A 22,821-nucleotide genomic window follows, 5' to 3' on the forward strand; every position below is an offset into this window, starting at 1 on the left:
TCGGTGAAGCTTAGGGTGGTCTTGACGGTCATCCGCGCCTCCAAGGGTATGACTCAGTCATATATGGCTTGCGGGCACGTCCCGCAACCTGGCGCAAGCAGACGGACGACGCCCCGCCCGGAACGCAAAAAGCCCCCTTGTGGGGGGCCTGGTGTAACGTTGAGTTGTTGTTGAGGTGTTTGCGTTTGCTTATACACAAGCGAAACACTCAACATTTAAGTCTTTGGTTTTGTTGTGAGATTTGGTTGTGGGGGTAGGATTTGAACCTACGACCTTCAGGTTATGAGTCGTGTCGAACGAACCATGAACAATCACTCAGAACCGCGAGTTCTTGCGCAGTTTCCGACACTTACCGATCCCGCAGGCAAGGCACCGCTGCGCACGACCTGTCGGGATTGCGCAGCGTTTTTCAGCCTCGTGCTTCCACAATGCTTCCAAGGGGCCGTGACCTGATTTTCCGGTAGCACGACCATCAGGCGGCGGTCAGCGACCAGAAGCCGAACTTTCTGCCGTGGTCCTCCTTCAGCCGGGCGACATACGCGTCGTGCGTCTCGAACGCCCCGAAGTCCGGGATGTCCCGCGCGAGCCGGGCGCAGCTAACCAGATGCTCGGCGGCATAGCGATACCGCTTCGCCCGCGTTCGGGTGAGCGTGAAGTCGATCATTGCGCGGAGCACCAGCGTCGCAGCCAGCGGATGACGCTCTGACAGGGCCTCCGCCGCGGGGGCGAGATACTCGTAGTGATCCCCGTCGATCTCGTCGTGCCTGGCCACCAGGAGGTCGGCGGCGCGATCCAGAGCCGGCCAGTCGAGGAAAAACTGCAGGGCGTGGAGAAGGCTCGGATAGGCCATGGCGTGCGCCATCGCCCGCTCCTCGGCCTCGATGTCGTCGAAATCGGGAAGCCGCTTGAGATAGGCCCGCAGGTAGCTGTCGGAGAGCGTGCGCTCGAAGCAGTCCCACCGGAACGCTTGCGCCTCCTCGCCGCGACCCAGCGCCTCCAGCGTCTGCAGGCGAATGTCCTGCCAGGCCAGCGGAACCCGCAACCCGTCGCCGAGCTCCGCGCGCTCGAGGAACCCCAGCGCCTCGCCGGCCCTGCCGGCCGCGAGCAGGCGCTGCGCGATCTCCGCCGCGATCTGCGGCACCTTGCGAGTCTTTGGATCGTACTGAGCGATGAAGCCGTCGACGTCGCCCTGCGCGTCGGCGATGTCCTTGAGCGCCATGGCGACCGCGCTCGTGCGCTCGCGCGCCCGCATCTCGTGCTCGTAGGTGGTGCCGCCCGGGCCCCAGCCCACCGCCTTCCATTGATCCTTTGACGGCACTGGCACGGGCGAGCGACCGAGGTCCTCCGCCATCGATTTCAGGGTCGCCAGCCCCTCGGCGCCGAGCGCCGGCGCCATGATGCCGATCAGCCCGTCATACTGGCCATAGCCGTTGTCCTGCAGCGCATCGAGAACAGTGCCGGCGAGCGCGTGCGGATCCGGCCGGACCTTCTCGGCGAGCTGACCCAGATCGGCGCAGGCCTGGTGGAAGATGCCGATGACGGTGCCGCTGGAATCATCGCAGCGCTCGAAGACGGGTGTGGCGAGCGCCATGAACCGCCACATGAGCGCCAGCGCCTCGTCCGGATCGGCCGGCGCGATCTGCTCGACGATGGCGCGCCGCTGGGTTTCGAGATCCGTGACCAGCGCCTTGCGGTTCTTCCAGGTGATGAAGCTGCGGGCGCGGGCGATGCTGGTCAGTCGCTTGGTGATCTCCCGCGCGGCCTCCCTCGGGCTCTGGGCCCCCGCCAACGCGAGCCGCAGCTTGCGCTTGGCCGCCGCGTTGCCGGTGCTGACCTCGATCAGCAATTGCGCCAGGCGCTCGGCGCCCAGCGCTTCGAGGTTCTTCGCATTAAGGGTGGTCTTGGAAGCCATCGGATCGCCAGTTTCTTTTCCCCGAGCCTAACAGCAGCCTGCGGGCACCGAAACCTGCGTTCTGATTCGCGCGGCTCGTCGATTTCCCGCACCATCGCGCCGAAACGCCTTGCGCGGAAACGCGAGGCATTTCCTTTTTATTCGCGATTTCAATGTGTTCGTTGACTGTCGCCCCGGCTTCAGCACTGTGGAACGGCGAAAGAACCACCGAAGAGTGCCATGCCCAGGATCACCAAACGCCTCGTCGACGCCGCAGAAGCCCGCTCCACCGAATACTTCGTCTGGGACAGTGAGATCCCTGGCTTCGGGCTGCGGGTGCTGCCGAGCGGGCGCAAGGGCTACGTGGTCCAGTATCGCGCCGGACGCCGATCCCGGCGGATCAGCCTCGGGCCCAGCACGGTCCTGACCTGCGAGCAGGCCCGCAACCGCGCCATCTCCATTGTCGCCGCCGCGCGCAATGGCGCGGACCCCGCCGCCGAGCGGGACGCAGGGCGCAAGGCGATCACGGTGAAGGAGCTGGCGGAGCGGTTCGACAGGGAACACATCGCGATCCGCGTGAAGGCCAGCACAGCCAAGGAATATCGCCGGAACCTCGAACGCTTCATCCTGCCCGCGCTCGGGCAACTCACTGTCACGGGCATCACCCGGGCTGACGTGGCGAAGTTCCACCACGACCTCCGCCACATCCCCTATCAGGCGAACCGCTGCCTCGAAGTGGTCTCGAAGATGTTCAGCCTCGCCGAGATGTGGGGCCTGCGTCCGGACGGCACCAACCCGAGAAAACACATCCGAAAGTACCCCGAGGAGAAGCGCCAGCGGTTCCTCAGCGCGGCTGAACTGCGCCGCATCGGCGAGGTGCTGCGCGAGATGGAGGCGGAGGGGATCGAACTGCCCTCGGCCATCCTCGCCGCCCGCCTGCTCATACTGACTGGCTGTCGGCTGAACGAGATCATGACGCTGAAATGGGCATACGTCGATCTGGCCGAACGCGTTCTGCGCCTGCCGGATTCCAAGTCCGGCGCCAAGGTCGTCCATCTCGGCCAGCCTGCTGTCGATCTGCTCCGCGACGCCCATCGCATCGACGGGAACCCGTGGGTCATCACCGGCACCCTGCCCGGCAAGCGCCTGAGCGATCTGCAGCCCTTCTGGCAGCGCGTCCGGGCCCGCGCTGGCGTAAAGGACGTCCGCATCCACGACCTGCGCCACACCTTCGCGTCGACCGCCGTCGCCTCGGGTCAGGGTCTGCCCATGATCGGCAAGCTGCTCGGCCACACGCAGGTCCAGACCACGGCCCGCTACGCCCATCTCGCGGCCGAGCCTGTGCGGATGGCGGCGGACGCGGTGGCGCAGAACCTCCGGCAATCCTTGGGATAATTGCGCTCCGCCACGTCCCTTTTCGATTGATCGCGCAGTTCCCCGCGGCTACCCTCCAAGAAAGCCCAGAAATTGGGCGCGCACAGTTCGCGTGCGCGCAGGGCCGGGCGGGAGTGCAGAGTGGACAGGGACAAGGCCGAACTACGCTGGGGAATCGAGCAGCGCCTCGAGTTCATCGAGTTCCGCCTGTTCTGGGAGGGGCACGTCAATCGCATCGACGTGATGCAGCAGTTCGGCGTCTCCGTTAATCAGGCATCCTCCGACCTGAACCGATACATCGCGCTGGCGCCGGACAACATGGTCTACGACAAGAGCGCGCGCACCTATGTCCGCGGGTCCGACTTCGACTGCAAGTTCCGCCCGCCAGACGCCGCGCACTACCTCTCACAGCTCCGCCTCGTTGCCGACGACGTGCTGGAGCGCGAGGACTGCTGGATCCCTGACCTGCCACCCTACGCATCCGCCCCCACGCCAGTGCGTGGTGTCGATCCTGTGACGCTGCGGGCTGTTGTCGGCGCCATCCGCCGCTCCGAGGCGACCGAGGTGAAATATCAGTCCCTGTCCAGCCCGGAGCCACGCTGGCGGTGGATCGCGCCGCACGCCATCGCGTTCGACGGGTTCCGCTGGCACACGCGGGCGTTCTGTCTGACCGACGAGTGCTTCAAGGACTTCCTGCTCTCACGGATCCTCGGCATCCGCGGATCAAGGGAAAGCGAAACGTCGGCCGACGAAGATCGCGACTGGCATTCCGAGGTCACCCTGGAGGTCGGTCCCCACCCTGACCTCTCGGAGACGCAGGCGAAGGTCATCGCGCTCGACTACGGCATGCGGGGCGGCAAGGCGAAGATCAAGGTGAGGCGCGCGCTCCTCTACTACGCGCTCAGGCGGCTCGGGCTCGACACCGATCCGGACGCGCGGCGACCACAGGATCAGCAGATCGTGCTGCTCAACCGGGATCAGATTAGCCAGACGGCACAAGGAATTATGCAATGAGTGAAACTGTCCAGACCCTCCGCGATCTCATCCTCGACCTGGTTCCGGCCGACGGTTCGACCATTGGCAATCGGAAGCTGATCGGCGAGCTTCGCACCCATCTGCCGGATCTGGACGACGCCGAGTATCACGCGGCCAAGGAGGCGCTCGTCGCCGAAGGGCTATTGGCAAAGGGACGCGGTCAGGGTGGCTCGGTCTCCCGCGCGGATGGGAATGCGCCAGCGCCAGTGGCCTCCACGTCGGCAAAGCCGAAGCCTGCTGCCATGCCGGCCGGTAACGGGTCGGCCGCCTATGCGCATGCGGACGAGGCCGTGCTGCGGCCGGACGTGGGGGTCGAGGCGCAGTTCTCGCATCGCAAGCCGCCGAAGACCTACCGTTACGATTCCAGCCTCGCGCCGGAGCTGGCCTGGGACGAGAATGGCGAGCGGCCCTTTGCGGAATGGCTGCTCAACCTGGTGGCCGAGGCCGCGGAGAAGGGCGAGGCCACGGTCTTTGCCGAGCCGCAGGTCTGGCAGGGCACGCACGAGCGGTTCACCTCGCTCTCGCAATGCGCGGCGCGGCTGCGCAGCCTGACCAAGCCCTTCCTGAACTGGGCGGGCAAGGCCGAGCGGCAGCAGATCACCGTGCCGACACTGCCCTTGTTCGTACACGAGCGGCATTCGACGCAGGCGATCCTCGAGACGCTGAAGTCGCACAAGGCGCGGGGGCAGACGCTGGACCTGTTCGGCGATCTGGACCTCGACATCGCCGACCGGCTGGACGCCTACGAGCACAAGGGCCCCTGGACCAACCGCCTGATCCTTGGCGACTCGTTGCAGGTCATGAACTCGCTCCTCGAATACGAGGGGATGGGCGGTCAGGTGCAGATGATCTATTTCGACCCACCCTATGGCGTGAAGTTCGGGTCGAACTTCCAGCCCTTCGTACGCAAGACGAGTGTCAAGCACGGCTCCGACGACGAAATGATCCGTGAGCCGGAAATGGTGAAAGCCTACCGGGACACATGGGAACTTGGCCTTCACTCCTATCTGACCTACCTGCGCGACCGCATTGTTCTCGCCAAGGAGATGCTGGCACCGTCAGGTTCGATCTTCGTTCAGATCTCGGAAGAGAACGTGCACCACGTGCGCGAGATTTTGGAGGAGGTATTCGGGAGCGAGAACGCATGTCCGATGATCGCCTTCCAGAAGACAACCGGAGCGGGCAGCCCCAGCGGGGGAACCGAGCTACCACCCGTCGTGAACGATTATCTGCTGTGGTACGCGAAGGACCGAAAGGTGATGCAGTACGCTGAAGCGTACCGTGAGAAGGTCCGCGGCGGGCCAGGTGCTACGCAGTACGATTTCATCGACATTGACGGTGTAAAACGGAAGGCGACCGAAGAAGAACTGGTTGATCCCCCTGAGGGCAGCCGCTTCTTTGCACACGATAACATTACCTCGCAATCTGGCGGCCCAACAACGCAGTTTCCTGTCGAATTCGAGGGGAAAACCTTCTTTCCATCGAAAGGCGGCTGGAAAACAAATTCGGAAGGTATGGAGAACCTTCGGAAAGAAGGCCGACTATTCGTCGTGGGCGATACCCTACGCTACGTGAGATATCTGGACGACTTTCCTTATTCGATCATCAATAACTTCTGGACGGATACAGTGATTTCTGGGTTCGGCGACCCCAAAATCTATGTCGTCCGAACGTCAAAAAAGGTCATCGAGCGCTGTATGTTGATGGTGACCGAGCCTGGCGACCTTGTCCTCGACATCACGTGCGGATCCGGCACTACCGCCGCTGTAGCCGAGCAGTGGGGAAGACGCTGGATAACTTGCGACACATCCCGCGTGCCGATCGCACTGGCTCGACAGCGGCTGCTGACGAGCAACTTCCCTTGGTATCAGTTGAAGGAGCCCAAGAAGGGACCTGCGGGCGGCTTCGTCTATCAGCGAAAGCGCAACAAGCAAGGCGTCGAAGTGGGTGGTCTGGTTCCGAAGATCACGCTCCAATCCATCGCGAAGAAGGAAGATGCAGGCTCTCGCATCATTTCGGATAGACCCGAGATTAGTCGCGGCATAACTCGCGTCTGCGGTCCCTTCACCGTCGAAGCGACGATCCAGGCGTCGATGAGCATGGAGGAGGATGCCGAGGGCGCATCAATGCAGCCGCAGTCCTCTAGCCCGCGTGCCTATCTCGACCGGATGATCGAGGTGCTGCGGCAGAGCAAGTCGCTCAGCCTGCCCGGCAACGTGACCCTGCAACTCGACAACGTCCGCCCGCTCGCTGACCGCGAGCATCTGCATGCAGAGGCCGTAGCAAAGAACGGCAGCGAGAAGACCATCGCGATCGCCTTCGGCCCCGAGGACGGCGCCATTGGCTCGGACTACGTGTTCAATGCGGCGATGGAGGCCATGCAGCAGGGCTTTGGCCAGCTGTTCCTGTTCGGCTTCGCGATCCAGGCCAAGGCGCGCGAGATCCTCGAGAAGATGAAGATCCCGACCGCCTACATCTCGATGACGCCGGATGTTGTGATGTCGGACCTGCTCAAGACGACAAAGGGCAGCGAGATCTTCTCCATCACCGGCCTGCCGGATGTGCGGCTGGAGAAGGCCGGCAAGCGAGACGACGGCACGCCGCTCTATCGCGTGGTGCTGCGCGGGCTCGACATCTTCCTGCCGCACCTGATGGACACGGACCACATCGACGCCGAGAACCTGCCCTGCTGGATGCTCGACACCAATCACAACGGCATGGCGTTCTACGCGAGCCAGGTGTTCTTCCCCAAGACCAGCGCGTGGGACAATCTGCAGAAATCGCTGAAGGGCCAGTTCGAGGACAGCGTCTGGTCGCACCTCGCCGGCACGGTCAGCGAGCCGTTCGCGCTCGGTGACAAGAAGCGGATCGCGGTCAAGGTGATCGACGAGCGAGGCAACGAGCTGATGGCGACCCGCAGCGAAGAGGATGCCGTCTGATGCCCGAGGCCGCACCGCAGGACGCCCCGCTCACCGTCGCCGAGGTCGAGTCCCCGATCATCAATTCGCCCTTCGAGGAACCGGAGTGTCACTGGAAGATCGAGAAGGCCAAGCCGCCCTACAAGGCGGATGGTCGACGCCGCGCGAGCTACTTCTACCGCGTGCCGGAACATGCCGGGCGGGGGCGCGCGAACCGCGACCAGGCCGAGCTTTTCGAAAGCCAGGCGGGCGAGGAAGTCGAGCTCGAGATCGTCAATGCCATCCGCAGCCGGGTGAAGGACTGGCGGGCGGGTGTGCACAGCGGCGGCGTCGCCTATGATGGCGCGTCCCCGGTGACGCGTGAGCTTCTGGACCTGTGGCGCAGCGACCAGCGCATGCAGCGCCTGTTCTTCGCCCAGATCGAAGCGGCCGAGACAATCATCTTCCTCGTGGAGGCGAAGGACGTCTATCGCAAGGGGCTTCCCGAGATCCCCAAGGACGAGCCGGGACTGGAGGCCAAGGCAACCGGAGTGCGCGCCTTCCTTCGATATGCGTGCAAGATGGCGACCGGCAGCGGCAAGACAACCGTCATGGGCATGCTGGCCGCCTGGTCGATCCTGAACCGTGTCGCCTCCCCACGGGATGACCGGTTCTCGGACACCATCCTGATCGTCTGCCCCAACGTGACGATCCGCGAGCGGCTGCAGGAACTGGATCCGGCGCTCGGCGACCTCAGCCTTTACCGGACAAGGCAGCTGGTCCCGCCGCACCGGATGGAAGAGCTGCGGCGTGGCGAGGTCATGATCGCGAACTGGCACCGGCTGGCGAAGAAAGAGACCAATTCGGTCAACGGCGACAGCGCCAAGGTGGTGAAGACCGGTGAGCCGGTCGAGGTGGTGAAGAACGCGGGCAAGGCCAACGAGAGCGTCGAGACGAAGTACTTCGAGTCCGACCAGGCGTGGTTCAAGCGCATCCGGCGGGAGCTTGGCAGCGGCAAGGGTCGGAGCCCCCACTGGCTGATCTTCAACGACGAGGCGCACCATGCCTATCGCCGGGGCGACGCCGCGAGCGAGGAAAGCCTCGACGAGGACAAGGACCTCGCCAAGAAGAACGCCCGAGAGGCTACGATCTGGATCGAAGGTCTGGACCGGATCAACAAGCTCGCGGGCGGCAGCCGGCGGCGTGGGATCAACCTCTGCGTCGACCTGTCGGCGACACCCTTCTACATCCAGGGCTCGGGAAACGAGGTCGGCAAACCGTTCCCGTGGGTCGTATCGGATTTCGGTCTGCTTGATGCGATCGAGTCCGGGCTTGTGAAGATTCCGCAGCTTCCGGCCCGCGACGTGTCGGGCGCCGAGGAGGCCGCCTACTTCAACATCTGGCGCTGGGTTCAGGCGAAGGCCAAGGAGGATGGTCTCGGCACAAACATCACGCCCGAGATCGTGATGAACTATGCGTCCGCGCCCATCAACCTGCTGGCGCAGGAGTGGCACGAACGCTTCCTCGAGTGGGAGCATCATTCCAAGCAGCAGCACAAGCATCCGGTGCCGCCGGTGTTCATCGTCGTGTGCCGAGACACCGCCGTTGCCAAGGAAGTCCACGACTGGCTGGCGAATGGGAACGACAGCTACGGGGTTTCTCCGGCCTGGTTCCGCAATGCGCCCGGGCAGGAGGTCACTGTCAGGATCGACTCGAAGGTCATGGAGGACATCGAGGAAGGCGGGTCAAAGGACGAGACCAAGCGGCTTCGATTCATCCTCGACACGGTCGGCAAACCGGAATGGCCGGGCGGCAAGATCCCCGAGGACTGGTCCGAGCTGGTGCGCAAGCACAACGACAAGGTGGCCAGCGATGACAACGACGGGTCGCTGAAGTGGATCGATGAGCGCATCCCGCCGGGGCGAGATGTCCGTTGCATCGTCTCGGTCGCGATGCTGGCGGAGGGCTGGGACGCCAACACGGTCACGCACATCGTCGGGCTCCGTCCGTTTGGCTCACAGCTCCTGTGCGAGCAGGTCGTCGGGCGGGCATTGCGGCGCAAGAGCTATGCGCTCGACGAGGAAACACAGATGTTCGCCGAGGAGACGGCCAAGGTCTTCGGTGTCCCCTTTGAGCTCATTCCGTTCAAGGTGAAGCCGGTCGGTCCGCAACCGCCGCAGCCAGATCCGAACCACATATACTCCGTCCCGGAGAAGGCCGAGTTCGAGATCACCTTTCCCATCGTGACCGGCTACCACCAGTCGGGCCAGTTCGATGTGCATATCGACTGGAGCAAGGTCGCCAAGGTGACGATCGACCCGATGAAGATCCCACAGGTGGTTGAGCTGACCCCTCTGACAACACCTGACGGAACATTGGCGGCATTCGGGCCGGGTGAACGCCCTATCCTCTCGTTGAAGGACTGGCGCGCCCGGTTTCGCGATCAGCAGGTTGCATTCAGGTTGGCACGTGAGATCTGCGACCGCTGGCTCTCGGACAACGGCGCCGAAGCAGTTCCAGTCCAGCAGCTCTTCCCGAAGGTCGCATTCGCGGCGAAGCGCTTCCTTGCAGAAAAGCTTGATCGAAAGGGTGATAGCCGGCCGTGCGACGTGCTGCTGGTCGGCGAATACATGCAGGCTGCCATCGGCTCCCTGCTCGAAGCCATCAAGAAGGGATCAGCAACAGGCGGCGGCGAGGTTGCCATCATTCCCCAAGGTGCAGCCGGTAGGGGAAGCACGCTCTACGTCGACTTTCACACGACGAAACCGATCTACCCGGTCACGAGGTGTCATCTGAACGCGATGGTGGCTGACACGAAGAAGTGGGAGCAAAGTGCCGCCTTCCTTCTCGACAGCCATCCGGGCGTGAAGAGATGGGTCAAGAACGACCGGCTGGGGTTCACGATCCCCTACCGGCATCGTGGCCTGCTGTCGCGCTACATCCCCGATTTCCTCGTTGTCACGGATCGGGACGAGAACGTCATTGTCGAGATCAAGGGTCAGGTCACTGACGATGCCGATGCCAAGGCGAAGGCGGCTGAGCGGTGGGTCGAAGCCGTCAATCGCCTCGGTGAGCACGGTGAATGGAGGTACCTGCTGGTAGAGGATCCGGGGCGACTAGGCATCCAGATCAACGCGTTCACTGGTTCCCAGTGGGATGAGGGACCTTTTGAACTCACATGAATGTTGATTTCCACCCAGAACTGAGCCGGATAGGCACGTAATTTCCACTGAGAATTGAGCCATGTGAACCTTTCCCCAAAGCGATGAGCGGCGGGGGTAACGGGAGTGATCCACATGGGGCTTTTGAACATCATTCGACGCATGCATTTGCGGCAGAAGCTGTCGGTCCGCGAGATCGCGCGGCGCACCGGACTGTCGCGCAATACGATCAGGAAGTATCTGAACTCAGGAGCGATCGAGCCGTCCTTTGCCACGCCGGATCGGCCAAGCAAGCTTGCGAAGTCGCCGGTCCGTCCGACGGGACGACGTTCCGGCTCGCCGACTAGCGTAGTCTGATCACGCCTCCGCCAGCATTTCGAAAAACCCGCCATCCTCGCTCGGCCTTGGGTCTTCCTTGAGATCGAACGCCACGCCGCCGATGACGGCGCGCCATTCCGAGGTGATCCCCTCGCTCTGCGCGGACCGCCGCACGGTGATGATGACCGGTGCCTTCGATACGAGTCTCGCCTGCATGACGGCTTCAGAGCCGCGCAGATAGCGGACATGTGCCCAGAGGGTGAAGCGGTCCTCCCATCCCTGGATCAGCATGCCGTCGGGATCGCGGATTATTACCGCCTGCTGGAAGGTGACATGCCGATCGAGCTGCCCCGCGTCCATGTTCACAGCCGGATCCTGCGATACGGCGCCAGCAGCGCCTCGACGGCGAAGGGCAAGGCGGTGCCTGTGCCCGTCACCTGCCGATGCTCGTACCACTGGGTAACGAGCAGCAGCATGGCCTGTCGGATGGCGGCGGGGACGTCTGACGGCGCGCCATAGCCTGCGGTGAAGGTGATCGCCGCGGGGCGGCCGAGGCCGAAGCTCGGCCGCAGCAACAGGCGCTGATCCTGCCGGGCGAGTTCATGCTCCATCTCGCCCCCTGCAGGATCGATGAACACCGCACTGTCGATGGTGCTGTCTGGAAACGGCAGCCGGACCGGACCAGTCAGCGTGCCCAGCTCCGCACGCCAGGTCTGGGTGACGAGGCAGCGGCCGAGGATCCCGGCCGGGCCGTCGAGCCAGGCGGTGGCTGCGTCGATGTAGTGCTGGAGCAGCAGATCCTCGTCATCATGCGAGACGCGGGCCTGCGCCTTGACCTCGGCCAGCATGATCGGCGGTGCGGCCGGTGGGGTGACGAGGACCAGCCGCATCAGTCTTGGGCCTTCCCATAGACGGCGCGGTCGATACCCTGTCCGGTGAAGTCGGCCTCATCAGGGCGCACCCGGTTGGGGTCGTTCCAGTCAATGGCGTTCTGCGCAGCGGTGGTGCCCTCGCGCGGATTGGCGTCGACGCTCTCGTGGCTCACGTCGACGGCGTCGGTGATTGCGGGTTCGATGATCGCGCCCGAGGCGTCCTCCAGCGCTGCCGCCGGCGCAGGATCAGCGACACCGTGGGTGCCGTTCTCGATCGCAGCCGCATCGGCTTTCAATGCGGCATCAGTCTTCTTCACAGCCATGATGGCCTCCATTCGGACAAGGGTGGGCGCCCGGCGTGCACCGCCGGGCCGCTGGTTCAGGCTGCGGCCATCTTCAGGACCCGCAGCATCTCGGGATTGAGCAGTCCGCCGCCCACGCGCTTGGTGGTGTAGAAGTGGACGTAGGGCTTGTTGGTGAAGGGATCGCGCAGCACCCGCACCCCGGTGCGGTCGACGATCAGGTAGCCGCGGCGGAAGTCGCCGAAGGCCAGTGGCATGGCTCCGGGTGCGACGTCCGGCATGGCCGCCATCTCGGTCACGGGATAGGCCAGCACGTTCTGCGGCTGGCCTTCGGTGAAGGAGGGCTGCCAGAGGTAGTTGCCCTGACCGTCCTTGAGCTTGCGGATGCTTGCGAGCGTGTTGCGGTTGGCGACCAGACGCGCGTTCTGCGCCGCCTGACCGGGAAGCGAGTAGACTAGGTCGATCAGCTCGTCGGCGGTGATCGCCGTAGCACTCGCGGCGGTGATGGTCGGGATCGCACCCCATGGGTGGGCAGTCGCCTTGGATCCACCCTCGGCATAGGTCAGGACCCCCGAGGGCTTGTTGACGCCGTCGCCCGCGACGAAGGCGATGCCCTCCTGGTAGGCGAACTCGGCCTCGATCTCGCTGGCGATCCACTGCTCGAGGTTGATCGCGGCATCATCGAGCATCTGCTGGGTGGCGCCCGGGTTGGCGTAGATCTCGCCCGGGGTGTAGTCGAGATGCCCGAAGGTCGGCGTGCTGGTCTGCGGCCGTGGAGCGGTCTCGCCGACCCAGCCCGAGCCGAAGCCTTGCGCCGAGAAGAGCTTGCGGAAGCCTGCACCGGAGATCGTCTGGACGGAGGCGATCTGGCGCATGGGCGAAACCTCGACCAGCTTGTCGGTGATGGTGCGGTCCCATTCGACCGGCGCCAGATAGCCGCCTTCGGCGTCAGCGCCCTTGTTCAGCGCCGCCGAGACCTCGCCCTTGCGGAAGTGGGCACGGAAGGCGTCGGTGTAGGCGGCATCGACCGGGCCGGCCGCCATCCCGCTGCCACCGATCCGCAGGGCTGCAATCTGCGCGGCCTGCGCGTCCATGGCGGCTTGCAGTTCGCCGACGGCCGCATTGATGCGGTCGACCTTCTCGGCCCGGACCACATCCTCCTGGCCTTTGCGGAGGGCTGTCAGCTGATCAGTGTGCTCGGCCTTGAAGGCCTCGAAGCTCTTCTGCAGCTCGGCGAAGATCTGCTTCGGATCGCCGCTGGCGTCGGCGCGCAGGGCGACGATCCCGCGCGTCAGCGCAGGGTGGGACATCATGTTCATGGGATTGCCTCTCAGGTGAGCGTCTGGATGAGGGACCGCGCGAGGGCGGCCCAGTCGTCGTCAGCGCGCGGCATGACGTGTGCGGCAGCGCCCGGCGTGCCGCGGAGTTCGGCCAGGAGCGCGCGGCGTTCCGACCGGGGAATGTTCTGGCGGGCGAGCAGCGTGTCGATCCGGCGCAGGGCGCTCGGGGCTTCGGGCTGCATGCCCCCATCACGGGTCACATCGGCGGCCAGGAACCCGTCAGCGAGCCCGGCCTCGACGGCTTCCGCGCCCGTGAACCAGCGTTCGCTGTCCATCCACTCTGCTGCGATCTCGGGATCGACGTCCGCCTTGGCGGCGTAGACCTCCGCCATGGCTGTATCGAACGGCGCCATGAGCCGCGCCGCCTCGGCGAGATCGTGGCGGTTGCCGACCGACACCGCCCAGGCATTGTGGACCATCAGGAAGCCCGAGCGCGCGATCCGAACCTCGTCGCCGGCCATGGCGATCACCGAGGCCGCCGAGGCGGCAAGCCCGAGGATGCGGACGGTGACCCGGCGCGGATCGGCGCGCAGCAGGTTGTAGATTGCCACGCCCTCGAAGAAGTCGCCGCCGGGACTGTTGATGTCGACGGTGATATTGTCGGCGGTGATCGCGCGCAGCGCTGCAGCGACGCGCCGGGCGGTGACGCCCTCGCCGGTCGGGCCATCGGCGCCGATGACGTCGAGGATGCTGATCGTGCGGCTGCCGGTCACCGACTCCCGGCCGGGACCGGCGCGAAGTCCGGGGGTCCACTTCTCCAGCAGCGCCGGATCGGGGTCCCAGGCCTGCACCTTTGGCGGACGCGACAGGTCGATCGGGGGTGCGCTGCGCAGCGTCATGGCTCTCGCTCCTCTGTCTCCGGCGGCGGTCCGTCGCCCTCCTGGTCCGTCTCCGGTGGTGCCGTCATGTTGGGCGGCGGGTAATAGACGTCGCCGCCCGCACGCGGGTTCTCGTCCTCCAGCGTTCGGATTTCGTTGGGGCTCCAGACGCCCCATTGCAGTCCCTTCACGTAGGCCTCCCAGCGGGCCTTGATGTCGCCCTTGACGAGGGCCGCCCGGTTGAAGCGGGCATAGAGATCGGTGCGGGTGGGATCGATCAGGTCGCGGGCAATGGTCTCCTCCCAGGTCGTGAGGTGATCCTCGAGCGTGTAGGCGACAAAGCCGATCGACTGCTGCTCGATGCCGGTGCCCCAGCTGGTCGACTTCTCGGTGTCGCCGATCATGTGCGGCGGCACCCCGAAGAACATGGCTATGTCGGCGCGGGTGAAGCGGCGGCTCTCGATCCATTGCGCGTCCTCGGCGGTCATCGCCATGCGGGCGTAGTCCATGCCTTCCTCGAGGATCAGGTGCCGGCCTTCCTGCTCGCCGCCCGAACGGAACTCGTCGAGGCCCGCCTTGAGGTTGGCCACCGCCTCTGGCCCGAGCCGTCCGGGGTGGCGCAGCACGCCCGAGACCCGGGCACCATTGCGGAAGGTCGAGGCGCCGTGCTCCTCCATCGCCAGCGACAGCCCGATCGTCTCCCGGGCATGGGTGATGACCGACACGCCGGTGACGCCATCGAGCGACATGCCGACGAGATGGAACATCTCGGCCTGCCCGAGTTCCACGCGCAGCCCGTCGCGGCGGGTGTAGATATACTCGAGCGCCAGATCGTCCCTCTGACGACAGGCCACCCGATCGGGCTGCAACGGGATCAGCTCCCGGACCTGTCCGCGCGAACGGACGATCATCGCATAGGCATTGCCACGCAGCAGCAGATGCGTCTGCATCATGCGGCGGAACTGCGAGGGTGTCTGCCAGCGGTTGGGCCGGCGCCGCAGCAGGTGCCAGAGCGGATCGTTCGAGGCGTCCTCCCGTGTGCGGTCGTCGATGCGACGGCGCAACTGCAGCGGCAGCGTCGCAACTGCACCCGCGATGATGCGCACGCAGGCGTGGACGGCGGCCACTGTGAGAGCGGTCTCGGGCGAGACGCTCACCCCGGCCGCCGTGGCCGAACCGCCGCGGAGGACCTGCTCCAGCTCGGCCGAGGTGTGCACCACCGTGCCGCCCATCGATCCCAGGGACGCCTGCGGGTGCAAGTCCGGCTGCGGCAGATGCACGGCACCAGCGGGCGCCGCGCTGTCACGCGCGCCGAAGAGACGGGACCAGAGGGACATGCGTCAAAAACCTGTCAAAGCAGCATCGGCCCGCGGGCCTGGTAGACCGAGCGACCGGCGGACTCGTCGCGCAGCATGGCCCGGCCAAGCGCGTTGCAGAGCGCCACGATCCCGTCGATGCGCTCGGATGAGCGTTCCTTGTCGGGCTTGATGTTGCCGGCCGGGTCATGGCGGACGGCGACATTGGAGGCGTTCCAGCGCAGCACCGGATGGCCCCCGTGCCAGAGGAGCCGCGAGACCGCGAGCCGCTCAAGCTCTGCCGTGGGCGCCGCCATGCTCAGGAACCCCTGACCGAACTGGACGAGGGGGATGCCCTCGTCCTGCAGATGCTGGACGATCTCGCCCGCGAAGGTGCGGTCATAGGCCAACTCACGCAGATCGAAGCGGCCGGCGAGGCTGACGATCTCCGCCTCGATGAAGGCGAAGTCGGTGGCGTTGCCGGGGGTGGCCACCAGGAACCCCTGGTCGCGCCAGACATCATAGGGCACCCGGTCGCGCCGGGCGCGGCGCCCGATGTCCTCCTCCGGTACCCAGAAGCGGCTGAGCACGATCCACTTCTCGGCCAGGCTCCCGAGCGCCGCATCCCGCGTCGGCGGAAACAGCAGCAGGAAGGCCGAGAGGTCGTTCACCCGGGCCAGGTCGAGACCGCCGTAGCATTCGCGTCCCGCAAGCAGTTGCTCCAGACGGGAGAGTTCCCCCGCAATGTCCGCGCCGCTGGCCGTTGCCGACAGTCCACCCTCCGCCCAGACCTCCATGTCGAGCCAGCGGGTGACCTGTTCGGTCCATTCGTTGAGCCGCAGTCGGCGGATGGCGTTCTGCTGCGCCGGCATCTCGCGCGCCTCGTCGATCTGGCGCTTGAGATCATCCAGCTTCACCGTCACGCCGAGGCTCGGATTGGCCTTCCCCCAGACCTTCGGGTCGGTCCAGTCGTCGCCCGCATCGATGGTGGCGATGAAGGCGAACCACGGATCCGCCGTCTCGGACGGCAGGGTGCCCTCCAGCGCCTTCACCGAGAACTCGTGATGCTGGCGGCAGACCGAGTGGCGGTCATGCCCGGCGGTGGTGATCTCGACGATGAGCGGCTGGCGCCGCGCGCCCGTCGCCGTGTTGAGCTTCTGAATGATCTCGGGTCCGGGGTGCTCATGCACCTCATCGACGGCGGCGAAGTGCACGTTCAGCCCGTCCATCTTGCTGGCGTCGGCCGAGAGCGGCCGGAACCACGAGGCGGTCGGCAGCACGGCGAGGTTGTTGACCGTGCGCGTCACCCGTGCCGAGAGCGCCGGGCTCGCCGCCACCATCCGTTCGGCCTCGCCGAAGACGATGCGCGCCTGATCGCGCGTGGTCGCGGCGGCATAGACATGCGCCCCGGCCTCGCCATCCGCCACCAGCGCATAGAGCGCGATCCCGGCCAGCAGGGCCGATTTGCCGTTCTTGCGGGCGACCTCGACATAGGCCGTTCGGAACCGCCGCAAGCCGGCGGCCCGCTTCCAGCCGAAGACCGAGCCCACCACGAACTGCTGCCAGGGCTGCAGATCGAAGGGCTGCCCCGCCCATTCGCCCGTCGAGTGCCGCAGATGGCTGAAGAACTCGATCGCGTGCAGCGCAGCGTCCCGGTCCCAGACGAGGCCGCGGTCCTTGCCGGCCTTCAGATCGTCCAGATGGCGCTGGCAGGCCAGCCGGGTGAGATGGCCGGCCACGACCTTGCCCTCCACCACCTTGCGAGCCCAGGCGGTCACCGGACAGCTCGGTGTCTTCCGCCCGGGGCCGGATTTACGCTGTGCTGCCACGGTTCAGAAAATCCTCGAACGGATCGCGGGTCTCGGCCGGCGCCGCCATGCGGATGCGGGTCCGGCTCGAGGGCGTCAGCCCGAACTCGCTCTCGATCTGGCCCAACTGCGCCAGGCATTTGTTTGCCACCGACAGAAACGGGTTCTGGATGATGTTGCCGCCCACCGTCTTGACCACCGGGCCGCGGCGCTTCACCTCGGCCTCCGCCTCGAGCCAGCGCCGCCAGATCACCGCGTAGCGGGCGAGCGCCCCCGCATCGAGCTCGGTCATCACCCCGTGTCGGGCCAGAAGGGTTGCCATGTCGGTGAACTTCGCCGCAGCTTCAGCGTCGAGGTGTTCGGGCGGCTCGGGCACCGCCACCACCGGCGTCGGCTCGGCCGCGTTCAGCCGGTGCGGCCGCGCCGTGCCTTTCACCAGCTTCAACTGCGTCGGGAGCGGTTTGCGGCCAGCCATGATCGACGTCCTTCCTGATGTGCCCTCCCCACAAAGCAATGATCTTGCTGCGATTTGCCTACACTTCGCAGCGCGGCGGAGCGACTCTGATGACACAAGGACGCTGCATCAGAGCCAGGGAGGCCCGAGATGACCCGCCGCACCACCGACAATTCCGAGGCCCTGAGCGCCTTCATCGGCAAGAAAGCCGAGATCGACGCGATGCTGGTCCGGCTCACCGCCCTCAGCGACGAGCACTTCAACGCCCACCCCGACGAGGTGACCTGGGGCCACGTCGGCACGCTCGAGCACTACGCCAGCCTGCTGAAGCGCATCACCGACAGCGCTTTCGGCGAGGGCGAGCACGCCCGCTGATCTCCGGAACCACCCGAACTCCTGCCGCGCAGACGCGCGGCTCGGGGTCGTAGAAGGCGCCGCAGGTCGCGGGGCCAGAACCGGAGACAACCCCATGCCCCAGATCCAGCTGTCCGACGCCCAAGCCGTCATTCTGTCCACCGCCTGTGCACGCGAGGACGGAGCCATCTTCCCCGTCACCGCCAGTCTGAAGGGCGGTGCGGTCGGCAATGTCTGCAAGAGCCTCCTGAAGCATGGGCTGATCCAGGAGGTCGAAGCCACCAACCTCGATACCGTCTGGCGGCACGACGAGAACCATGGTCCGATCACCCTGCGCGCCACGCCGCTGGCCTACACCACGCTGGGCATCACGAGCGAGCCGGATGAGACTCAACCCGCGGATGCGCCGAGCGCCGCGGTTCCGCGTCGGACAGCCACCAAGCAGGAAACCCTGATCGGTATGCTCCGCGCCGAGGGCGGCGCGACCGTCGACGAGATCGTCGCGGCCACCGGATGGCAGCCGCACACAATCCGTGGCGTCATCTCTGGTGTCCTGAAGAAGAAGCTCGGCCTCGAGGTGACGTCCGAGAAGGTCGAACGGCGTGGGCGGGTCTACGTCATGCGATAGGCTCGGGGGGTGTCAACATTGCGCATTTGGGAATATTCGAGAAGATGCCCCTAAGCGTTTCACCGGTATGGACGACATCATGACAATGCCAACCTACCTGATTGACAAGCTCCGGCGGCATGGGTTGGCGGTTGATCGTCTGTCGCAAGAGCGTTCAAACGGGATTGGCGAGTTTCACGACATGCCGGTCACTCATGCCCTGGCATTCGACGCGGCGGATTTTATCTGGGCCGCCTTAGTCTCTTTCGGTGTAGCTGAGGCACAGGAATCCCGGGCCGTTCGAAATCATGTGGCCGAGGCGATTATCGATGTGCTTCAGGGGCACGGCATCCCCGACAGGCTGGATCACGAAGCGGAGCCAGAGGAAGCCCACTTGAACGCGCGCTCACGCTCCGAAAGGTAAAAATCCCGGATCGTCATGCCGACGGGAAGACGAATACCTGTCTCGTCGAGCCCCTTCTGAAAACCCGACAGAATGCTATCAGTTATCCCGCCCTGCGTCTCGATCAGGGCAGTGATCGCCGGCATGCCATGCGTATGGGCATAGTCGACGATTTGGCTCAGGGGAATTTTCTGCGTCATGTGCTGACGCCAAGGATCCCCCGGCCTCAAGATGCCGCCTGCCTCTGCAAGTTGCCGATAATTGACGGACTGACGCTTCCGGGCTGCCTCCACCAAAAACTCGATGCCTGCCTGGAAATCGAAGGCCTTGTTCCTGCGCGTCTGCTCGGCAACAGCTGCCTTTGCCAGAGGAGCATCGAGCTTCCCGGCCTTGCGATGGTTTTCGATTAGGTTCCGTAGCTGCTGATCCGTCTTGGAGGTCAGGTCAGGCTCCTCGCGTGTCACCAGCTCAATCCTTCGGTCCAGTTCGCTCCATTCATTTGAGCTGCATCTCGCCTGTGTTTCAAGCCCACTGTCGTTCCGCGAAGTTCGTGGACCGACCCAATCATGCCGAGGAGGTGGTCAGTTCGTGCGACCGATACGCTCAAACAACCGCCGCACGGTGAACGATCGAGCGAGGCTCACCGCCGTGAACACCGCCCCGATCCTCATGTTCTGCGCCAGAGTCGGATTCCAGCCGAACTGCGGGAAGATCAGGATCTGCGTGACGACGGCCACGCCATAGCCGACGATCACGTTGGCCAGCGACTCGACCAGCGACATGGTGCGTGACTGACTCATGCGGCGAACCCCTCGTTCTGATCTATCGCGCCGAGGCGCTCGACCGTCACCTCGGCGAAGGTCCGGCCGTCGCCATCGAGGATCGCGTCCCTGCGGGTCTCCGCCTGCCAGCGCTCGACGGCGACATCGACGTAGGCCGGGCTGATCTCCATCGCGAAGACGCGGCGGCCGTTGGCCTCGCCCGCCATGATCTGCGATCCCGAGCCCGAGAACGGCTCGTAGCACAGCCCGCCGCGCGCCACGTGCTGGCGCATTGGGATGCCGAAGGCGTCGAGCGGTTTCGGCGTCGGGTGATCGGGCCGGTCGTCCCTGGCGAAGCTGGGCATCTCCCAGGTCGAGGGCAGCGTCTCGTCCGCCACCTTCGGCGGGCGGTTCGGGCGGCGCCAGCCCATGAAGCAAGGCTCGTGTTTCCAGAGGTAGTGGGACCGGGTCAGAACACCGCGGTCCTTCACCCAGATGATCTGCTGATGGACGAAGGCACCCGCCTTTTCCCAGCAGGCCTCGAGCATCGCCTGCCTGCGCGAGGCGTGCCAGCAGTACCACGCGGCGTCCTCGGTGATTGCCTCGGCCACGGCCGCCGATATGAACCCGTCGTAAAGCTCCGCGCCCTGCGAACTGTCGTCCCAGGTCACGCCATAGGACTGCGACCAGTCCTTGTTCCGGGTCGGGTGGTTCGAGCCGTCGTAATCGACGAGATATGGCGGGTCAGTGGCGAACAGCACCGCTCGCTCGCCGTTCATCAGCCGGCGGACATCGTCGTGAGACGTCGCGTCGCCGCAGAGCAGCCGGTGATCGCCGAGGATCCATAGATCGCCGGTGCGCGAGACCGGGTTGCGCGGCGGCTCGGGGATGACCACGGGCGGCGCCGAACCTTCATCGTCATCCTCGGCGCCCGCCAGCAGCCGGTCGAGTTCCCCATCCTCGAAGCCCAGGATACCGAGATCAAAACCCGCGTCCTTCAGATCTGTGAGCTCCAGCGACAGCAGGCTTTCGTCCCAACCGGCGTTGAGCGCGATGCGGTTGTCCGCCAGCACCAGTGCCCGGCGCTGGCTGTCGCTGAGCCCGGTCAGGGTGATCGTCGGCACGGTATCCATGCCGAGCAGTCGCGCCGCGAGCACCCGCCCATGACCGGCGATGAGCGTGCCGTCCTCGGCGATCAGCACCGGGTTGGTGAAGCCGAACTCCCGGATCGAGCCGGCAATCTCGGCCACCTGCGCCTCGTAATGGGTGCGGGCATTCCGCGCGTAGGGCACCAGGCTGTCGAGGGGGCGGTATTCAACGGCAAGCTGACGATCGGACACGGGCGATTTCCTTCAGGATATGGGCTGCACCCCCCCCTCGCCATTTTGGCCATGGATGCAGAAAGCTTGGCGCGCGGTCCTGACGTCGAACTCGCCAGAGATTTGACCTCCCCCGGGTCAGTCGGAGGACTCGCGCCCGGTCCGCCGATTGCCGAAGCCGCCATCCTCGGCAGCGGTCTTGCGGCTGTGGCAGGGGGCGCAGAGCGGCTGCCATCCGGTCTGGTCCCAGAACCGGGTGGTGTCGCCCCGATGCGGGATGATGTGGTCGACGGTGTTGGCGGTGGTCACGCGGCCCTGGCGCTGGCATTCGGCGCAGAGCGGGTGGCGGGCGAGGAACATCTGCCGGGCACGCTGCCAGCGCGCTGAGGCGTAGAGCGCCCGGATTGCCGGGTCGCGCTTGTGGCCGGTGTCGCGGTCACGCTCCCGCTTGTCGCGCCGCCCCACCGGGCGATGGATGGGCGGGCGCAACGGCATGGTGCCTCGCGAAAAGGGTGGAACGGAGGTGGGAATGATCGGTGGCGCTCTAGGCGCTCTTCTCCCGATCATGCCCTGCTTGTAGCACGGATCTGTTGCAGCTGTCGAAGGGAAAGATGTTGCAACACTCTGGACTCGTTCACGCATTCAGCCGCGCGGCGATCTTCGTGAGCGCCAGCTGCCAGCGTCGCCACGCCGTGGTCCGGTCGCAGCCCATCTCGCCCGCGATCACCTTCCACGGCACCCGTGCCGCCCGCGACCAGACCAGCTTGCGATCGGGCTCCTCGATCCACAGCACCCAGTCGAAGGTCCGCTCCAGCCGGGTGATGGCCGCCGCCGATGGCCAGACGCGCATCGGCTCGGGCTCCATCGCCGCAATCTCGCGCTTCGTCCGCAGCACCTGCGGCCAGGTTCCGAAGTAGCCCTGGGCCTTGACCGGCGGCAGCTTGCGCAGCGTGCGGAACGCCTCCTCGAAGTGATCGGCGACGTCGTCAGCCGTCCAAGGATTCTGCCTGCTCATGCCAGACCTCCGTCCGTCTCGATCGCCCAGAGCAGCAGCGCGATGGCGTCGGCCTCGTTGTCGTCGGCCGGGGTGAACCCGCAGTTCCGGGCCGCAGCGATCGTCGCGTCCTTCAGCGCGTTGCCCTTGCCGGTGGCGTGGCGCTTGATCGTGCCGACGGGGACGCCGGCATAGGGCACGCCGCGCAGTTCAGCCCAAGCGGTCAGCGTGGCCATGAGCCCGCCATAGACATGGGCCGCATCGGTTCCGGCGTGGCGGCGCACCTCCTCGAACCAGATCGCGGCGATCGGCCCCGACAGGCGGTCGATCTCGGTGAGCCAGTTCGTGAAGCGCAGGTAGCGCATGCCGCCACCGTCATAGCGGCCGGGCCTGAAGCTCGCGGTCCCGCTGGTGATCAGCCCGTCCGGAGCGCGCAACGCCCAGCCGGTGCTGGTGCCGAGATCGAGCGCGAGAATGCAGCGGTCGAGAGTGCCGGCAGCCGTGAGAGGCGCCGGGGCGATGTGTGGGGAGCGGTCCATGACGACCTCCTCTTCGATTGAGAGGCCGGGGCGGCACGGCTGCACGGGTCGAGCGGCAGCACGCGCGCCCGGGCCGGGATCGCGAGGTCTGGTCAGGGTCACGTTGTCGATGCCGGGCACGCCCGGCGCTTCCTTCAATGGCTTCACCCCGTCCGCTTGAAGGAAGTGGGGACGCAAGCCATTGGCAGAATGAGGATAAATCTCTTCTTTCAATATTTCAGTTATTTCATTGGTTATGTGTCTGGCACCCCTTCCCATCCAAGCGCGCGAGGGTCTCTG

At 65.5% G+C, this 22,821-nt stretch carries 22 protein-coding genes and 1 pseudogene; 8 read left to right on the plus strand and 15 right to left on the minus strand.

Annotated features, from left to right (window positions below):
• Nucleotides 1–472 precede the first annotated feature (472 nt).
• On the minus strand, nt 473–1,912 hold the full coding sequence (locus ESD82_RS20785; protein WP_147427486.1) for a DUF6880 family protein: 1,440 nt from the start codon (nt 1,910–1,912) through the stop codon (nt 473–475).
• A 219-nt stretch (nt 1,913–2,131) separates the two neighbouring features.
• On the opposite strand from ESD82_RS20785, the gene ESD82_RS20790 reads away from it, so the two are divergent.
• The 5 genes and pseudogenes from ESD82_RS20790 to ESD82_RS20810 form a co-directional block, all read left to right on the plus strand.
• Entirely contained in the window at nt 2,132–3,286 is a 1,155-nt protein-coding gene (locus ESD82_RS20790) for a tyrosine-type recombinase/integrase (protein ID WP_147427485.1), read from the plus strand.
• A gap of 120 nt (nt 3,287–3,406) precedes the next feature.
• The gene (locus ESD82_RS20795; protein WP_147427484.1) at nt 3,407–4,279 is read left to right on the plus strand and encodes a WYL domain-containing protein; all 873 of its coding nucleotides are present in this window, start codon (nt 3,407–3,409) and stop codon (nt 4,277–4,279) included.
• Entirely contained in the window at nt 4,276–7,239 is a 2,964-nt protein-coding gene (locus tag ESD82_RS20800; RefSeq protein ID WP_147427483.1) for a site-specific DNA-methyltransferase, read from the plus strand. The genes ESD82_RS20795 and ESD82_RS20800 overlap by 4 nt, the downstream gene beginning before the upstream one ends.
• Nucleotides 7,239–10,379: a BPTD_3080 family restriction endonuclease gene (locus ESD82_RS20805; RefSeq protein ID WP_147427482.1), complete on the plus strand. Its 3,141-nt coding sequence runs from the start codon at nt 7,239–7,241 to the stop codon at nt 10,377–10,379. Before ESD82_RS20800 ends, ESD82_RS20805 begins: the two co-directional genes overlap by 1 nt.
• Nucleotides 10,380–10,493: 114 nt before the next feature.
• Nucleotides 10,494–10,655, plus strand: a pseudogene (locus ESD82_RS20810) (helix-turn-helix domain-containing protein); the annotation flags it as partial.
• Between the two features lie 60 nt (nt 10,656–10,715).
• On the opposite strand, the gene ESD82_RS20815 reads toward ESD82_RS20810, so the two are convergent.
• Genes ESD82_RS20815 through ESD82_RS20850 form a run of 8 tightly spaced genes read right to left on the minus strand, consistent with a single transcriptional unit; the run spans nt 10,716 to nt 17,586 of the window.
• Nucleotides 10,716–11,036 carry a phage head closure protein gene (locus tag ESD82_RS20815; RefSeq protein ID WP_062562674.1) on the minus strand — a complete coding sequence of 107 codons (321 nt, stop codon included), beginning with the start codon at nt 11,034–11,036 and terminating at the stop codon, nt 10,716–10,718.
• A 2-nt stretch (nt 11,037–11,038) separates the two neighbouring features.
• The gene (locus tag ESD82_RS20820; RefSeq protein ID WP_147427481.1) at nt 11,039–11,566 is read right to left on the minus strand and encodes a head-tail connector protein; all 528 of its coding nucleotides are present in this window, start codon (nt 11,564–11,566) and stop codon (nt 11,039–11,041) included.
• Complete coding sequence (locus ESD82_RS20825; RefSeq protein WP_147427480.1) at nt 11,566–11,871, minus strand: hypothetical protein; 306 nt, start codon at nt 11,869–11,871, stop codon at nt 11,566–11,568. Before ESD82_RS20825 ends, ESD82_RS20820 begins: the two co-directional genes overlap by 1 nt.
• A 56-nt stretch (nt 11,872–11,927) precedes the next feature.
• Nucleotides 11,928–13,169 carry a phage major capsid protein gene (locus ESD82_RS20830; RefSeq protein ID WP_147427479.1) on the minus strand — a complete coding sequence of 414 codons (1,242 nt, stop codon included), beginning with the start codon at nt 13,167–13,169 and terminating at the stop codon, nt 11,928–11,930.
• Nucleotides 13,170–13,180: 11 nt separating this feature from the next.
• Nucleotides 13,181–14,029, minus strand: coding sequence for a head maturation protease, ClpP-related (locus ESD82_RS20835; RefSeq protein ID WP_147427478.1), 849 nt, complete (start codon nt 14,027–14,029; stop codon nt 13,181–13,183).
• Nucleotides 14,026–15,345, minus strand: a complete 1,320-nt coding sequence (locus tag ESD82_RS20840) for a phage portal protein (protein WP_062562669.1) — start codon at nt 15,343–15,345, stop codon at nt 14,026–14,028. The genes ESD82_RS20835 and ESD82_RS20840 overlap by 4 nt, the downstream gene beginning before the upstream one ends.
• A 14-nt stretch (nt 15,346–15,359) precedes the next feature.
• Entirely contained in the window at nt 15,360–17,081 is a 1,722-nt protein-coding gene (locus ESD82_RS20845) for a terminase large subunit (RefSeq protein ID WP_167521800.1), read from the minus strand.
• 34 nt (nt 17,082–17,115) lie between these two features.
• The gene (locus ESD82_RS20850; RefSeq protein ID WP_147427476.1) at nt 17,116–17,586 is read right to left on the minus strand and encodes a phage terminase small subunit P27 family; all 471 of its coding nucleotides are present in this window, start codon (nt 17,584–17,586) and stop codon (nt 17,116–17,118) included.
• A 129-nt stretch (nt 17,587–17,715) separates the two neighbouring features.
• Here ESD82_RS20850 and ESD82_RS20855 point away from each other — a divergent pair, with 129 nt between their 5' ends.
• The 3 genes from ESD82_RS20855 (at nt 17,716) to ESD82_RS20865 (ending at nt 18,950) form a co-directional block, all read left to right on the plus strand.
• Nucleotides 17,716–17,940: a hypothetical protein gene (locus ESD82_RS20855; protein ID WP_036702829.1), complete on the plus strand. Its 225-nt coding sequence runs from the start codon at nt 17,716–17,718 to the stop codon at nt 17,938–17,940.
• 94 nt (nt 17,941–18,034) lie between these two features.
• Nucleotides 18,035–18,547, plus strand: a complete 513-nt coding sequence (locus ESD82_RS20860; protein ID WP_147427475.1) for a DUF3489 domain-containing protein — start codon at nt 18,035–18,037, stop codon at nt 18,545–18,547.
• Nucleotides 18,548–18,614: 67 nt separating this feature from the next.
• Nucleotides 18,615–18,950 (plus strand): hypothetical protein, encoded by a 336-nt coding sequence (locus ESD82_RS20865; protein WP_147427474.1) that lies wholly within the window; start codon nt 18,615–18,617, stop codon nt 18,948–18,950.
• Here ESD82_RS20865 and ESD82_RS20870 read toward each other — a convergent pair.
• The 6 genes from ESD82_RS20870 to ESD82_RS20895 all read right to left on the minus strand — a co-directional run bounded on the left by ESD82_RS20870 (nt 18,893) and on the right by ESD82_RS20895 (nt 22,755).
• The gene (locus ESD82_RS20870; RefSeq protein WP_147427473.1) at nt 18,893–19,393 is read right to left on the minus strand and encodes a hypothetical protein; all 501 of its coding nucleotides are present in this window, start codon (nt 19,391–19,393) and stop codon (nt 18,893–18,895) included. The two genes, ESD82_RS20865 and ESD82_RS20870, sit on opposite strands and share 58 nt — an antisense overlap.
• Nucleotides 19,394–19,510: 117 nt before the next feature.
• On the minus strand, nt 19,511–19,729 hold the full coding sequence (locus ESD82_RS20875; RefSeq protein WP_147427472.1) for a DUF7220 family protein: 219 nt from the start codon (nt 19,727–19,729) through the stop codon (nt 19,511–19,513).
• Nucleotides 19,726–21,030, minus strand: a complete 1,305-nt coding sequence (locus ESD82_RS20880) for a site-specific DNA-methyltransferase (RefSeq protein ID WP_147427471.1) — start codon at nt 21,028–21,030, stop codon at nt 19,726–19,728. The genes ESD82_RS20875 and ESD82_RS20880 overlap by 4 nt, the downstream gene beginning before the upstream one ends.
• Nucleotides 21,031–21,147: 117 nt before the next feature.
• On the minus strand, nt 21,148–21,504 hold the full coding sequence (locus ESD82_RS20885; RefSeq protein ID WP_147427470.1) for an HNH endonuclease: 357 nt from the start codon (nt 21,502–21,504) through the stop codon (nt 21,148–21,150).
• Between the two features lie 139 nt (nt 21,505–21,643).
• Nucleotides 21,644–22,024: a DUF6362 family protein gene (locus tag ESD82_RS20890; RefSeq protein ID WP_147427469.1), complete on the minus strand. Its 381-nt coding sequence runs from the start codon at nt 22,022–22,024 to the stop codon at nt 21,644–21,646.
• Entirely contained in the window at nt 22,021–22,755 is a 735-nt protein-coding gene (locus ESD82_RS20895; protein WP_456152428.1) for a crossover junction endodeoxyribonuclease RuvC, read from the minus strand. Before ESD82_RS20895 ends, ESD82_RS20890 begins: the two co-directional genes overlap by 4 nt.
• Nucleotides 22,756–22,821: the final 66 nt, after the last annotated feature.

It is taken from the genome of Paracoccus pantotrophus (genome assembly GCF_008824185.1).
Classification (GTDB): domain Bacteria; phylum Pseudomonadota; class Alphaproteobacteria; order Rhodobacterales; family Rhodobacteraceae; genus Paracoccus; species Paracoccus pantotrophus.

Bases quoted from the DNA above. Each gene is read 5' to 3' on its own strand.
- ESD82_RS20890 (WP_147427469.1), bottom strand. From the start codon at position 22,024: ATGAGCAGGCAGAATCCTTGGACGGCTGACGACGTCGCCGATCACTTC.
- ESD82_RS20850 (WP_147427476.1), bottom strand. From the start codon at position 17,586: ATGGCTGGCCGCAAACCGCTCCCGACGCAGTTGAAGCTGGTGAAAGGC.
- ESD82_RS20840 (WP_062562669.1), bottom strand. From the start codon at position 15,345: ATGTCCCTCTGGTCCCGTCTCTTCGGCGCGCGTGACAGCGCGGCGCCC.
- ESD82_RS20805 (WP_147427482.1), top strand. From the start codon at position 7,239: ATGCCCGAGGCCGCACCGCAGGACGCCCCGCTCACCGTCGCCGAGGTC.
- ESD82_RS20860 (WP_147427475.1), top strand. From the start codon at position 18,035: ATGCCCCAGATCCAGCTGTCCGACGCCCAAGCCGTCATTCTGTCCACC.
- ESD82_RS20835 (WP_147427478.1), bottom strand. From the start codon at position 14,029: ATGACGCTGCGCAGCGCACCCCCGATCGACCTGTCGCGTCCGCCAAAG.
- ESD82_RS20865 (WP_147427474.1), top strand. From the start codon at position 18,615: ATGGACGACATCATGACAATGCCAACCTACCTGATTGACAAGCTCCGG.
- ESD82_RS20815 (WP_062562674.1), bottom strand. From the start codon at position 11,036: ATGGACGCGGGGCAGCTCGATCGGCATGTCACCTTCCAGCAGGCGGTA.
- ESD82_RS20785 (WP_147427486.1), bottom strand. From the start codon at position 1,912: ATGGCTTCCAAGACCACCCTTAATGCGAAGAACCTCGAAGCGCTGGGC.
- ESD82_RS20790 (WP_147427485.1), top strand. From the start codon at position 2,132: ATGCCCAGGATCACCAAACGCCTCGTCGACGCCGCAGAAGCCCGCTCC.
- ESD82_RS20875 (WP_147427472.1), bottom strand. From the start codon at position 19,729: ATGAGTCAGTCACGCACCATGTCGCTGGTCGAGTCGCTGGCCAACGTG.
- ESD82_RS20830 (WP_147427479.1), bottom strand. From the start codon at position 13,169: ATGAACATGATGTCCCACCCTGCGCTGACGCGCGGGATCGTCGCCCTG.
- ESD82_RS20820 (WP_147427481.1), bottom strand. From the start codon at position 11,566: ATGCGGCTGGTCCTCGTCACCCCACCGGCCGCACCGCCGATCATGCTG.
- ESD82_RS20800 (WP_147427483.1), top strand. From the start codon at position 4,276: ATGAGTGAAACTGTCCAGACCCTCCGCGATCTCATCCTCGACCTGGTT.
- ESD82_RS20885 (WP_147427470.1), bottom strand. From the start codon at position 21,504: ATGCCGTTGCGCCCGCCCATCCATCGCCCGGTGGGGCGGCGCGACAAG.
- ESD82_RS20855 (WP_036702829.1), top strand. From the start codon at position 17,716: ATGACCCGCCGCACCACCGACAATTCCGAGGCCCTGAGCGCCTTCATC.
- ESD82_RS20825 (WP_147427480.1), bottom strand. From the start codon at position 11,871: ATGGCTGTGAAGAAGACTGATGCCGCATTGAAAGCCGATGCGGCTGCG.